Raw genomic sequence first — 14,255 nt, forward strand, 5'->3', positions numbered from 1 at the left:
GAGGAGGCCTCGACAACAATGGAATATTTAAAGGTGCAAGGCTTGGACAAACCGGTATCCCGGTTAATGAAAGGCTCCGATTATTTTACCCATGAGCGCTACGATAAAGCTGCGGCAAATTTGGATGCGTTTTTCGCCATCGGCGGCAATTCTATCGATTCGGCTCATATTTACTGCGGCGGGCAAAGTGAAGAAGTCATCGGCCGTTATTTGAAAGAAAGAGGAAATCGCGAGCAGTGGGTTATTTTGACCAAAGGTGCGCACCATGATCAGAATGGACCACGCGTAAGCAGCGAAGCCATTCGCAGCGATTTAAACAAGAGCATCGAGCGTTTGCAAACCGACTACATTGATATGTATGCGCTGCACCGTGATGATCCAGCCGTTCCCGCTGGTGAGGTCATTGAAATTTTGAACGAGCATATCGCCTCAGGCGCCGTCCGGACGATTGGCGTGTCCAACTGGGCATGGCAGCGTATTAAGGAAGCCAATGATTATGCAGCAGCCAAAGGCTTGGTCGGCTTTTCCTTCAACAGCCCCAACTTCAGCCTGGCAAAAGCAAACGAACCGTTCTGGGCAGGCTGCGTTTCCGCCGATGAGGAGACATCCGCGTGGCATGAAGCAACGCAAATGCCGTTATTTTCATGGTCGTCCCAAGCAAGAGGCTTCTTTACGGAACGCTTCACACCCGAGGATCGGTCAAATGCCGATCTGGTCCGCGTCTTCTACAGCGACGGCAACTGGGAAAGGCTTGAGCGTGCCAAGCAGCTTGCAGCCCGCAAAGGCGTCACAGCCATTCAAATCGCACTTGCTTACGTGCTGAATCAGCCGTTTCCAACCTGCGCCTTAATCGGCGCACAATCATTGGAGGAGCTGCGCTCCTGCGACGAGGGCTCGCTCGTTACATTGACAGCGGAAGAGCGGAATTGGCTGGATCTGACTTCGGATCGCGGCTAATACTCATAGACAATTGATCAAAAATACTTTTGAGCCGCCAGACTTTTGGCGGCTTTTTGACGTGCTTTTCACGAAATAAATATTAAAACGAATACTGTCGAATAGCAAAGGTAATGGATGCTATTTGTCGAATAATGTCTGTTATATTATCTACTACTATTTTCAGATAACTGTGGGATTGGGGGAGCACTAGCAGCAGCTTGCATGAGAGCTTTGATTCGTAAGCTATTAGAAATATATTGAAGTCGCACATCGTTGTAAACCATTTTATTAAGAGCACCTACATCTGAGGGAGTGATCCATATTATACGCTCGGTTAAACATCTCAAGAAGGCTTTTATGATTTTATTAAGCTTAACGGTCGTTCTTTCTAGCAGTTTTTCTATGAATCGATTTATAGACGTCGCTGCCGCTGCCATCACCCCCACAACTGTTACATTTACCACGAATGAAGCAACTGCTTGGAATGACGGCATTGCCGTAGATGGCGAGGGAGGTTCTTCCAAAATCCCAGGTATTAATATGCAGTTTTACAATATCAGCGATACCAATGGCACGATTATTACAGAGAAGCTGATACATGGTGATACTCAACAAGGTGACTCTTTCCATGCTTTGACTAGTTACGCTTCTAATATAGCTAGCGGTTGGAAAGGCATGGGCATACAATCCTCTGACGGAGCCGAGTTTCGGTTGAAGGAATTTTTTTATACTAACTGGGGAGAATCTACTTCCATTACTGTAAAAGGCTATCGCGACGGAAATGAAGTAGGAAGCACTTCATTTACTACAGATGTATTAGTGAATAATTACGATTCGAAAACGGTCATATTAGGATCAGCTTTCTACAATGTTGATAAGGTGCTTCTATATTCGGCAGGTCCAAGCTGGCATGGTATCAATGATATTCAAATCAATGAACCAATCATTACTCATGCTACTGCGCCAACTATTGGCACTCAGCCAACGGATAAAACCGTGAACGTAGGCGGTAGTGCTAGCCTGAGCGTCGCGGCTAGCGGTAGCGCTACGCTGAGCTATCAATGGTATAGCAATTCGACGAATAGCAATGTGGGCGGGTCGCTTATCGGCGGTGCGACTAGCGCTTCATATGCAGCTCCGACCTCCAGTGCAGGCACGACGTACTATTACGCAGTCGTGACTAATACAGACAGCAGTGCTTCAGGAAATCAAACTGCTACGGCTACTAGTAATGCAGCTAGTGTAACCGTGAATGCTCTGACTCATGCAGCTGCTCCAACTATTGGCACTCAGCCAACGGACAAAACCGTGAACGTGGGCAGTAGTACTAGCCTGAGTGTAGCGGCTAGCGGCAGTGCTACGCTGAGCTATCAATGGTATAGCAATTCGACGAATAGCAATGTGGGCGGTTCGCTTATTGGCGGCGCGACTAATGCTTCGTATTCAGCACCTACTTCCAGTGCGGGTACGGCTTACTACTACGTTGTCGTAACCAATACAGACAGCAGTGCTACAGGTAATCAGACTGCAACGGCTACTAGCAACGCGGTTACTGTAACCGTAAATGCTTTGACCAACGCATCTAGCCCCTCTATCAATACAGAGCCAACGGATAAAACCGTGAACGTAGGCGGTAGTGCTAGCCTGAGTGTCGCGGCTAGCGGTAGCGCGACGCTGAGCTATCAATGGTATAGCAATTCGACGAATAGCAATGTGGGCGGGGCGCTTATTGGCGGCGCGACTAATGCTTCGTATTCAGCACCTACTTCCAGTGCAGGTACGGCTTACTACTACGTTGTCGTAACCAATACAGACAGCAGTGCTACAGGAAACCAGACTGCTACGGCTACTAGCAACGCAGTTACTGTAACCGTGAATGCTTTGACCAACGCATCTAGCCCCTCTATCAATACAGAGCCAACGGATAAAACCGTGAACGTCGGCGATAGCGCTAACCTGAGTGTTGCAGCTAGCGGCGATGCTACGCTGAGCTACCAATGGTATAGCAATTCGACGAATAGCAATGTGGGCGGGGCGCTTATCGGCGGGGCTACTAATGCTTCGTATTCAGCCCCTACTTCCAGTGCGGGCACGGCCTACTACTACGTTGTCGTAACCAATACAGACAGCAGTGCTACAGGAAACCAGACTGCTACGGCTACTAGCAACGCGGTTACTGTAACTGTGAATACGTTGACCAACGCATCTAGTCCTTCTATCAATACAGAGCCAACGGATAAAACCGTGAACGTAGGTGGAAGTGCGAACCTGAGTGTTGCAGCTAGCGGAGACGCTACGCTGAGCTACCAATGGTATAGCAATTCGACGAATAGTAATGTGGGCGGGTCGCTTATCGGCGGTGCGACTAATGCTTCGTATTCAGCCCCTACTTCCAGTGCGGGCACGGCCTATTACTACGTTGTCGTAACCAATACAGACAGCAGTGCTACAGGAAACCAGACTGCTACGGCTACTAGCAACGCGGTTACTGTAACCGTGAATGCTTTGACCAACGCTTCTACGCCGACTATCGATACAGAGCCAACGGATAAAACCGTGAACGTGGGCGATAGTGCTAATCTGAGTGTTGCAGCTAGCGGCGATGCTACGCTGAGCTACCAATGGTATAGTAATTCAACGAATAGCACAGTTGGCGGCACGCCTATCGGCGGCGCAACTAGCGCTTCCTATTCAGCTCCTACATCCAGTGCAGGCACGACTTACTACTACGTTGTCATCACTAACACAGACAGCGCCGCAACCGGCAATCAGACCGCTACGAGCACCAGCGATGTTACAACCGTAACCGTTAATGCACTAATCGCACCTGATCAACCACAAAACCTTGTTGCCCTTGGTGGTAATCGACAAGTCACCCTGAATTGGAGCTCTTCAGTTGGAGCTACCTATTACGATATTTTTATAGCGGATGCTTCTGGGCAGTACAGTGATACACCTGACGCAACAGTCACAGACACTAGCACAATTGTACAAAATCTAAACAACGGCACAGCTTATTACTTCATTGTAAAAGCAGGCGGCGCAGGCGGCTTGAGCCCCGATTCCAATGAAGCCAGCACAACTCCGGCTACCGTTGCCACAGCTCCAACGAACATTACCGCAGTAGCTGGTGATGGGCAGGCAACCGTTTCTTTCACTGCCCCAGCAGACAACGGCGGAAGCTTAGTAACGGGGTATCAAATAACCGTTTCTCCAGGAAATGCAACGGTCTCTGGAGCAACAAGCCCGATCACTATTACAGGCTTAACAAATGGTACGAGCTATACCTTTACGGTCAAGGCCATTAATGCCGTAGGCGAGAGCGAGGCTTCCACTGTCTCTAATGCTGTTACACCAGTTACGGCAACCAACAACAGTGGTGGAGGTGGATCTTCTTCGCCTGCTGTCCAGCCGGCAGACTCGACAACTACCCGTAATGGTGTTGAAGTATGGATCAACGGAAAGGTTGAAAATATCGGCACTTCTATCACCACGGTCAGCAACAACCGTTCCACAACAACCATTATGGTGGATCAAAAAATGCTGGAGCAAAGGCTTGCGGATGAAGGCAAGTTTGCCGTCGTCACAATTCCGGTAAGCAGCCAATCTGATGTCATTATTGGTGAAATAAATGGGCAAATGCTGAAAACGATGGAAGATTATCAAGCAATTCTAGAGATCAAAACAGATCGTGCGACTTACAGAATTCCCGCTTTGCTAATCAATAGCAGCGTTATTTCCGCCCAGCTTGGCACTGCGTTAGCTTTGCAGGACATTAAAATCCAAATTACAATAGCCACACCAACTGCTGATGTGAAAAATTTGGTGAATAATGCTGTAGCAAAAGAAGGTCTCACACTTGTCGTTCCTGCCATTGATTTTACTGTCAAAGGTGTCTACGGCGATAAAACCTTTGAAATCACGAAATTCAACCGTTATGTGCAGCGCTCAATTGCCATTCCAACTGGCATAGATCCAAGCAAGATTACAACGGGAATCGTCGTTGAACCGGATGGAACTGTACGTCATGTTCCGACAAAGATCGTCCAGGAAGATGGAGACTATTTTGCGCAAATAAATAGCTTAACCAACAGTACGTATGCGATTGTCTGGCATCCCTTTGAGTTTAGCGATGTCGCTTCGCATTGGTCGAAAAATGCAGTCAACGATATGGGCTCCCGTATGATTATTGAGGGCGATACACAAGGTCTCTTTAATCCCAATCGCGATATTACACGCGCAGAGTTTGCGGCTGTAATCGTCCGTGGACTAGGCTTGCGACTGGAAAACGGTGTTGCCTCCTTTTCAGATGTATCCGTCTCGGACTGGTATAGCTCCGCTATTCATACCGCTCATGCCTATGAACTAATCAATGGGTTTGAAGATGGTTCGTTCCGTCCTAACGATAAAATAACACGGGAGCAAGCCATGCTCATTATCGCCAAGGCGATGACGCTTACGAATTTGAAAGCTCAACTAGCCAATGAGGCGGCAGAGCAAACTCTGCTTCCTTATAAAGATGCAGCGGATGCTGCTGAATGGGCGAAAAATGGCATTGCTGACAGCGTGCTTGCAGGCATCGTATCAGGAAGAACCAGCACCGAGCTGGCTCCTAAAGCTTTTATCACAAGAGCCGAGGTCGCTGCCATTATGCAAAGACTGCTGCAACAATCGAGCCTGATTCAATAATTAAAATTAGACAAATAGCAAAGGGGTTGCCCTCCAAGTCATCTAATATGGCTGAGGGGCAGCCCCTTTCTATTTTTCAGCACACCCTCTTCATCATAAAAAAACAACAGCCACAGTTGGCGGCGCCGCTGGTTGTTGATCATAAGAGCTGTCCATTATAATAGGTCGTATAAGCACGAAGCAGCCCGGCATTTATTGAGAAAGCAGGTTTCAGAGGATGGACATACATGATCATATCGCGATATGGAATTACACCTATTGCCGGCTGCTGGATGTTCGCCGTGTTAGTTTGAAACCGGGTGAATCCACTCGTCCATATAGAGCACCTGCCAGCCTGTTTATTATGTGTATACGTGGAAGTGCACAGGTGCAGGTTAACGGAGAATGGCATCCTTTAAGCCGTTTTAAGATTTTGCATACGGGTAAAGGAGCCTCGCTTGATTTCCAAGCTGGCGAGGACGGCTTTGAATATTATAGCGTCTATTATAAAGCGACAATTCCGGAGCCTGCGCCGCAGCCCATTATTCAGCTTGCTGAACGGCTGCGCCCTTTTCACACACTATATGAATTTGCGCCTGCCCACCCCGTCGTTTTATTCCGCTGCTTGACGGACATGCACAAGGAATGGAACAAGGCGGAGGCACTTGGACAGCTGCGCGCCAAAAACCTGCTTTCCCAGTTCGTCCACGAACTATTAAATCAACTGAAGCTGCAGGGCACTCGTGCAGAAAAGCGTGATTTGGCGGCGCAAATCATTGCGATCATTCATAAGCAGTATGCCGAACCCATCACACTTGAATCCTTATCGGAAAGCCTAAATTACAGCGTTCCTCACTTATCCTCCTATTTTAAAAGCCGGACGGGCGTTAGCCCTATTGATTATTTAATCAAGGTCCGTATTGACAGGGCCGCGGCTCTGCTGCTTGAAACGGATGCCACGTTAAGCGAAATAGCGACAGGTGTTGGCTACCGTGACCCTTATTATTTAGGCAGACTGTTCAAAAAATATAAAGGCGTCTCTCCCTCTCTATTCAGAGCGGAGCATTCCACTAAACAAAGCTTAGAAGATTGTCCTGCTACAATCATGAGATTCTCCATTGCCCCTCCAAAAACGCTCCGCTATACTGATGTAGCTGATAACGATTATCAACGTAGCGAAGAGGGAGAGTCTGACATGTTTAGTGAATCAAAACCGTCCATGGCGGCGGTATTATTACTCAGCTTTATGCTTCTTCTCAGCGCCTGCGGAACGCAAGCGTCCAGCAATAATGCTGGGACCGGTGCAGCAAGCTCTACCGAACCAAGCAGTTCACCGCAAGCAACAGCAACCGTCGCGCCTGAGCAAGAGGGAACTAAAACCGTATCAACTATTATGGGCGATGTTGAGGTTCCGCTGCATCCAAAACGCGTAGTGGCTGGAGAATATTTAGGCAGCCTGCTGGCACTCGGTGTGATTCCGGTTGGAACTTCCACCCACCATCTTTCCAATCCTTATTTAAGCGAAGCTTTAAAGGATGTAGAGGATTTAGGAGACGGAAACGGCAGTCTAGAGAAAATTGTTTCCATGGAGCCTGACCTGATCATTATGGATGACATGTACACTGAAATGAATGATCAGCTCAGCAAAATCGCACCAACTATTATTATTCCTTATGCTTCACTTAAATCGGTACATGAGGAAGTTTCCTATTTTGGCGAGCTGCTGGGCAAGGAGCAGGAAGCAACTGCATGGCTTGCCGACTACGATAAGCGCATAGCAACTGCAAAAGAAAAAGTACTTGAGGTCATTCCCGCAGACAGCACGTTTTCCGTCTTGGAATGGATTGGTAAAGACGTTTCGGCGGTTGGCGCCAACTATGGCAAAGGCGGGCAGCCCATTTACAATGTATTTGGCTTTAAGCCTCCTGCTGCAGTAGCTGCTGAGATAAGCGATCCAGGCTGGGCAACCCTTTCGAATGAGGTATTGCCTCAATACGCCGGGGATTATATTGTACTCACGACCGATAGGCTGTCCATTGACGATCTCAAAGCAGACCCGATCTGGTCCACGCTCGACGCTGTCAAAAACGACCGGGTATTTATTTGGGGCAAAGAACGTTCCTGGTACTGGGACCCGATCGCCATCCTGACCCAAACGGAAGAGCTGGCTGACTGGCTTGTGAGTACGAAATGATAAATTAATGGAGCTAATGAAATAGATTAATGAGGTCAATGATTAGCTCCATAAAAAACAAGCAGCGACGGGCGTAAGCGCCTATCACTGCTTGTTTTGACTTATTCCCATATTTCTGAGTTTAATAGCACGAATTTATGGAAGTTCATATACCATTTGCCGTCAGAAGCTTGGACCACATCCTGTAGGTAATGGCTTGGATATTCCTCCAGCGGATTATCTTTATCTATCGTTGTTGAGAAAATATATACTTTAGCTTTATTAGCCTCATAAGATACTATCGCAGCTTGATTTAACTTATACTCGAAATTATAGCTAAATAGATTACGACTATAATACTCCTCTAACTGCTCCTTGCTTAGACTCTTCTCCTCCAGCCAGTAGTCAGGAGGTAGCAGCGCAATTAGAGCTGCGGCATCTTTGTCATTCAATGCCTTTATGTAAGCTTCTACTAAGGCATAAATTTCAGTCTTATCGTCAGGCAGCACCTCCACTTCCCTTTCTGGAAGCGACTCGTAATCTAAAAACTCAATATTTGGCATAATTTTATGTATTGCCCATCCCATGTCATCTACACGTTTCATTTCAATATCCGCATGAAGCATTCGATCCAGCAGCTCGTCCCCGATCTTAGGTATAAACACATCTACGTGTATGGTCACGAAACTTCCCCATGATTTCAACTCAAAACTTCTTAGCTCAGCAGCCTCAAAAACGGTATAATAATGCGTTTCAAGGATGGAGCGAATCATTCTTAGATCGGCTTTCTTTGGCTTTCCCCACGCACTTTCGTATACCTCCGCGATATTTTTGTCTGAATAATAATCTGCATATAAATAATCAGTAGCATGAAATAAATGCCCCAGTACTAATGTATTTGCCCCAGAATCAATAATGGCAGGCGTCGCCCAATCATACCTGAACATTCTTCCGTTAACATAAGCCGTTCCACTATTCAAATCAATTTTAAAAAAGGCATCCTCTGATCTGGCCGTAATGATCTTCCTCGACTTATCATAGTTAAAAGTAAAGCCTAAAGCCTTCACGGCGCTGCGAAACTCAACATACACCCGTCCTCCACGAATAATGGGGGCGTTAACGGGCTTAATTTCTTTACCCTGTACATAAAATTTTATCGGCTTCTCGACTGGGACAGCTGCTGCCGATACTGATGATATAGACATCATAATTAATACTAAAGCTAGTAGCAGTAATAAGCTGCCTTTAGCTGCTTGCTTTCTCTCCATCTGTTTATCCCTCCGTATATCCGTATACTATTGTAATTATCGGCATGAAACAGTGCTTATTAGAGAGTTCAACAATAACCGCATAATAAAAGAAGCTGCCTCCAGCACAATGCCGAAAGCAGCTTCATTTTAAAAATATGGAAATTATGGTGCCAATACCGCGAGCACATCATCGATTTTGCTGCTGTCAGCAATTGGGCCGCTCTTCATCCACGTCTCGAAATTTACTTCATGGACGTTGGCATTCTTAACAGCAGGAAGGTTTTTCCACAGCGAGCTTTCGAGCAGTTCCTTCGCTTGTTCCTCCGCACCCGTATCTACCGTCAGAAAAATATGATCAGCATCCAATTGCGGAATCATCTCCATTGACAAGTTGACCACCTTCTCCTCCTTGTCGAGCACGAGCTCCTGCACCAGCTTGCTTGGCTTCAGCTTCAACTCGTTGTACACGACAGGTCCTGCATAACCCGGTCCTCCGTAAAGTCTAAGCGACTTGGCATGCACACGCAGTATCGCGACCGTCTCCTCACCAATGGAAGCTTTAAGGACAGCTGCGGCTTCCTCCGCTTTTTTATCATACGAAGCAATAACCTCTTCCGCCTTATCCTTCTTGCCAAGCAAGTCCCCTAGAGTCCGAATCGTGGAACGCCAGTCCGCGCGTGCATCCGTAAAAGCGTACATCGGAGCAACCTTGGATAAATGTCCATATTGCTTTTCCTCGTACACATTCGTCAAAATCAAATCCGGCTCCGCCTTCACAAAAGCCTCGACATCGCCTTCAATATCAATGTCCTCTACCGTAAGCCCCAAATAGTCTTGTCCGCTCCATGTGCCAATTCTTGATTTGCGGATCGGCGTAACGCCCAGTGCCGTTAATTCATCCTCTAAATAAATGCCGATAATTTTGCTCGGCTCAGCCGGAATCGTAATTTCATGCCCAAGCTCATCTGTAACAACGCGTTCTGCTGCCGTGCTCGTTTCCGTTGATATGGGCGCACTTTCCGTTACAGCCTCTGCGGAGCCGGAGCCAATTTCTGATGCCCCACATCCCGTAATCAAAATAATCAGCACCAGCATCATGCTGGGCAATAAGCCTGCCTTAAACATCTTTCCAACCACTCCCACGAATATAATGATAATCGTTATCACTATATTCCTTTTTCATTAGTTTCCCAAGGACAAATCGAACTTTTTCATAGGATTTTTGTGTCCTGAGGTTGAGTAGCAAACAATTGCAGCGCTTCTGCTATTTTTAGCTTATCCAACTCCATGCCGCTGCTCATCCACGTAAAATAGTCGGCCATATAGACTTGTCCCTTTCGGACAGAAGCAAGCTTGGCCCACAGCTCTCCTGCCATAATACGCTCCGCTTCTTGCTCCATACCAGGATCTATAACGATTAGCAAATGCTCGGCATCCAGCAAAGGCAGCTGAGAAGGCGTCAGTGCAGCCCACCATTTATCCCATGTCAGTTGCTGAACAAGCCTTGGCGGCTGCAAATTCAAATCGCGATAGAGTATAGGACCGACGAAGCCATGCTTAGGGCCGCCATATAGGCGCATTTGCTGTGCATGAAATCGCAGCATCGCGACACTGGCGCGCCCTATCCTTCGGCTTAATTGCTCACGGGCATGCTCCAGCTGTTTATCGAAGCTTTCAAGCAGCAACACGGCTGTCTCGCGCCTTCCCAGCAGCCTTGCAATTTCCAGCAAATCGGTTCGCCGGTCTCTTCTCCAAGTAACAGGTACCGTTGGTGCAATACGACTTAGCTGCTGCTCCTGATCAGGATGAATATAGTCGCTGCACAAAATCAATTCCGGCTGCTGCTCCTCCAGCAGGCTCGCCTCACGTTCTCCGAACGCCGCCTCCGCGCTTCCTAAGTGAAGCGACCTCTCCAGCCGTCCGCTCAGCGGATGGGCCGAATCGATCATGACTGCGGATGGCATCACGCCCAGCGCCAGCATGCAGTCGATAAACGGCGGATAAAGACAGACGACACGCTGGCGTGGCTGCTTCTGATAGACTGTCGGCGAAATGCCGAGCACATTTTTGAATACACGGCTAAAATAATAAGGCTCTCCAAAGCCGGTAAATTCGGCAATCTCGCTCATTTTGTCGCTGCCTTGAATGAGCGCTTTTTTCGCATGATTGAGCCGGACTCCTGTCCAATATTCCTGAGGCGTTTTGCCCAGCGCCTTCTTGAAGGCACGAGAATAATACGGGGCGCTCATGCCAGCCATTTCCGCCATTTTATCCCGCGATAACGGTTCATGAAAGTTTCGCTCCATGTATCTGGCAGTCAGCAGCAGCGATTCCCGTTGGCTCAGCTCCCGCTTCTCCTCCACATCCTTTAACATTCGATACAGCAGCTCCTGAAAATCAATGTGCAGACGGAATCGCTCCAGCTCGCCTTGATCAAGGCGATTCACATACAGCTCCTTCATGCGGTCAATAAGCTGCCCAGCAGCACGCTTGGACAATTCTGCATAATAACAAAAGGCAGCTGAATTGCCCTGCAGCAAATCATGCTGAAAAATAAGCTCATAAAAACCAATTGGTTCTTCATCAGCTGCATGAACAGCAATATCTATTCCCTGTATGCTGATGCAAAAGCTGCCCCGTCGTATCGTTCGTTTAGCTTCTCGGTCCCCGTAATCCAATACACCTTCACCGCTTGCAACGAGCAGAAGTCTCCCTCCAGCTCTATGACTCAGCTGAATATGCTCATCCCCTTCCAAGCGTTCGTAATGAATGTGCTTGATTCGTACATTTGCCGCAATGAGTGCCAGCGTCATTTCCCTGCCCTGTTCCATATGCTTCACCTTGTATGCGTATTTTAGATGATGATGTCCTTTAACCACGGTTATCTTCTATTTTAGCAGAAAGGCCGCAGGGCGGCTGTGGCATTGACGTGGCTATAGCTGTGCCCCATACAAGCGGAAGGATGCAAGCGTAAACGGCTGTCGCCGTCCTCTGGCGGCAAAGCTGCTGTTTCGCGTAGAAATATAGAGAAAGGATGGGAAAATCATATCTTTTCCTATATTTCAAAAAAAAGTCCGGGAGACAAGCTCCCGAACTTTCAGTCTTTTTTTCAAGCATAGGGCCCCTGACAGACACCTGCTTATTTTTGAGCATTCGCTACCTTCTCAATCATCTCATCAACCGCTTGCTCCGCTAAATAAGGACCGTAGTTCCATTTATCGCGGGTTACGTTGATAATCCGATTATTTTTGATCGCAGGGATCGATTGGTACAGCGGCTCTTGGAACAGCTTATTCATTTCCACTAATTCCTCGTCGGTCATTTGCGTGAAAAAATAGTCGGCTGGGCGATCGGCTAGCGATTCCATGGATAGTGCGGCTCCGCCATCCGCATATTGCTTGAACTGCTCCGGCATTTGGTAGCCGAAATCCTCATAAATCAATTTGCCAAGCGTGCCGCCTTCGCCTCCAAGAAACAGCTCTCCTTGGTAAAGAATAAAGGTGATAGCCGTTTCGCCCGGCGTCACTTTTACTTCAAGCTGGTCGCGGACGCTTTGAAGCTTCGCTTCAAATTTAGTAATCCACGCTTCCGCCTCTTGCTTGCGGTTCATAATATCGCCCATGTCCCGCAGCGTATTGATGACATCGGGATCGCCGCCCCATGAGACAGCAACGGTTGGCGCGATCTTTTCAAACTGGGTGTAGGCCGATGCATCATGGTATTCTGGCAAAATAATCAAATCCGGCTCGAGCGCAGAAACAGCCTCGACATTGCCAAGCCCTTCACCAATGCTAGCAACGCCTGCCAGCTCCTCCGGATAATGATCAAGCACCGCCTGATCCACGCCAACCGGCTGCAAGCCCAAAGGCAGCAAATAACCGCCATAAGTGATAACAACCACTTTGCTAGGGTTCGATGGAATTTCCACCTCACGTCCGAGTGCATCCTTATACATTCTTGTCGTTGCTTCTGGTGACTCCGACGCTGCATCAGCCGTGGCGGTTGCATTTGGCTGAGCATTGCTCCCTTGAGCGCTCTGCTGCGGCTCTGCAGCTGTACCGCCACATGCAGCAAGCAGCAGCGACAAGCTAAATAATAACGTTACGGCAAAAGATGGCTTAAAACCCCACTTCATTTCATTCACTCTCCAAGCGTTATGTTGATAATGATTCTCGTTATTATCAATATAGCCTTGTCCAGCCTGCGGAGCAATGAACGATTCGGGCATCATTTTTGGACGAATTGAACCTATTGAGCTGAGATTAAGCTTTTTAAACTGTGTAGGAGTGACTCCTGTCAGCTTCTTGAACAGACGGCTGAAATAATAAATATCGGTATAGCCCACCTTTTCAGCAAGGCTGCGAATAGGCGTATCCGTCTCCGTAAGCAAATATTTGGCTCGATTAATCCGAGCTTGCAACAAATATTCCATGGGGCTGCAGCCGAATTTGCGCTTAAACACCCTTGCCAAATAATGCGTGCTGTAATGAAACTTCGCAGCCATCGTTTCCATCGTTACCGTTTTTTGAAAATACTCGTGAATGTACTCAGCGATTTGCTCTGGTAAATCTGGTACCGCTGCTTCGGCCTTCACCATTTGCAGTTGGCGAAACTGTTCAACCACGAATTGATAGAAAAATCCCGTTACCTGCAGACGATCCAGCTCCTCGCTGCTTTCCCACAGCTGGGACATCTGCTCCAGCAGCGACAGCAGAGACAAAGCATGCATCACCTCAAAGGCATAGCGCCTCCCGAACACATCCTGCTGCTCTAAATCACCATGCCTTACTTGATTGCCTATCATGACCAGCGGTTTATACAAAACTAAATAATAGTCAAACGGCTCATCCCCGCACCATATGCTCAGGTTAGCTCCTTTTCCACTATGCAGCAAATAACCATTATCGCAAGGAGCTTCCAGCTCCTCCATTTCCAGCCTGGCACTGCCTTGATTGGCATATACAAAAGCGTTTGCAGGAAGACGATAGGCTAACCGCTCCTCTCCCGGATTCATCGTAAGATGGCGAATATCCAGCACTTGAACAGGCCTTTGGTTCCATAATTGGATCGTATTCTGCCATTCCATAAAAACACCTCGAAACGAAAATGAATGCTGAACCTGCTTCCTTTATTATAAAGGATAACCTCCAAGCAGCAAGTACGTCAGTCCTATTGCTTTTCTTTTTGCCGATCGGTTTTTCAATAACTTAATATGGATTCGATGC

7 protein-coding genes are annotated in these 14,255 nt (G+C 47.7%); 3 read left to right on the forward strand and 4 right to left on the reverse strand.

What is annotated here, in order from left to right; translation table 11 throughout:
• The first annotated feature begins 18 nt into the window (after positions 1–18).
• The 3 genes from AC50YG_RS08925 to AC50YG_RS08935 all read left to right on the forward strand — a co-directional run bounded on the left by AC50YG_RS08925 (position 19) and on the right by AC50YG_RS08935 (position 7,801).
• Positions 19–957, forward strand: coding sequence for an aldo/keto reductase (locus tag AC50YG_RS08925; RefSeq protein ID WP_494826212.1), 939 nt, complete (start codon positions 19–21; stop codon positions 955–957).
• A gap of 384 nt (positions 958–1,341) precedes the next feature.
• Positions 1,342–5,628, forward strand: a complete 4,287-nt coding sequence (locus tag AC50YG_RS08930; RefSeq protein ID WP_494826214.1) for an S-layer homology domain-containing protein — start codon at positions 1,342–1,344, stop codon at positions 5,626–5,628.
• A gap of 217 nt (positions 5,629–5,845) precedes the next feature.
• Positions 5,846–7,801: an ABC transporter substrate-binding protein gene (locus AC50YG_RS08935; RefSeq protein WP_494826216.1), complete on the forward strand. Its 1,956-nt coding sequence runs from the start codon at positions 5,846–5,848 to the stop codon at positions 7,799–7,801.
• A gap of 101 nt (positions 7,802–7,902) precedes the next feature.
• On the opposite strand, the gene AC50YG_RS08940 is transcribed toward AC50YG_RS08935, so the two are convergent.
• From AC50YG_RS08940 to AC50YG_RS08955, 4 genes are all read right to left on the reverse strand, one after another.
• Positions 7,903–9,048: a stalk domain-containing protein gene (locus tag AC50YG_RS08940; RefSeq protein WP_494826218.1), complete on the reverse strand. Its 1,146-nt coding sequence runs from the start codon at positions 9,046–9,048 to the stop codon at positions 7,903–7,905.
• Between the two features lie 144 nt (positions 9,049–9,192).
• The gene (locus tag AC50YG_RS08945; RefSeq protein ID WP_494826219.1) at positions 9,193–10,155 is read right to left on the reverse strand and encodes an ABC transporter substrate-binding protein; all 963 of its coding nucleotides are present in this window, start codon (positions 10,153–10,155) and stop codon (positions 9,193–9,195) included.
• Positions 10,156–10,241: 86 nt separating this feature from the next.
• Positions 10,242–11,861: a helix-turn-helix domain-containing protein gene (locus AC50YG_RS08950; protein WP_494826220.1), complete on the reverse strand. Its 1,620-nt coding sequence runs from the start codon at positions 11,859–11,861 to the stop codon at positions 10,242–10,244.
• Positions 11,862–12,169: 308 nt separating this feature from the next.
• A complete protein-coding gene (locus AC50YG_RS08955; RefSeq protein ID WP_494826221.1) occupies positions 12,170–14,116 on the reverse strand; it encodes a helix-turn-helix domain-containing protein in 1,947 nt (648 codons plus the stop codon).
• Positions 14,117–14,255: the final 139 nt, after the last annotated feature.

The sequence above is a fragment of the Paenibacillus sp. J31R34 genome (genome assembly GCF_059383715.1).

Coding starts and splice junctions, on each gene's coding strand:
- AC50YG_RS08940 (WP_494826218.1), bottom strand. CDS start 9,048: ATGGAGAGAAAGCAAGCAGCTAAAGGCAGCTTATTACTGCTACTAGCT.
- AC50YG_RS08955 (WP_494826221.1), bottom strand. CDS start 14,116: ATGGAATGGCAGAATACGATCCAATTATGGAACCAAAGGCCTGTTCAA.
- AC50YG_RS08935 (WP_494826216.1), top strand. CDS start 5,846: ATGGACATACATGATCATATCGCGATATGGAATTACACCTATTGCCGG.
- AC50YG_RS08950 (WP_494826220.1), bottom strand. CDS start 11,861: ATGGAACAGGGCAGGGAAATGACGCTGGCACTCATTGCGGCAAATGTA.
- AC50YG_RS08930 (WP_494826214.1), top strand. CDS start 1,342: ATGAATCGATTTATAGACGTCGCTGCCGCTGCCATCACCCCCACAACT.
- AC50YG_RS08945 (WP_494826219.1), bottom strand. CDS start 10,155: ATGTTTAAGGCAGGCTTATTGCCCAGCATGATGCTGGTGCTGATTATT.
- AC50YG_RS08925 (WP_494826212.1), top strand. CDS start 19: ATGGAATATTTAAAGGTGCAAGGCTTGGACAAACCGGTATCCCGGTTA.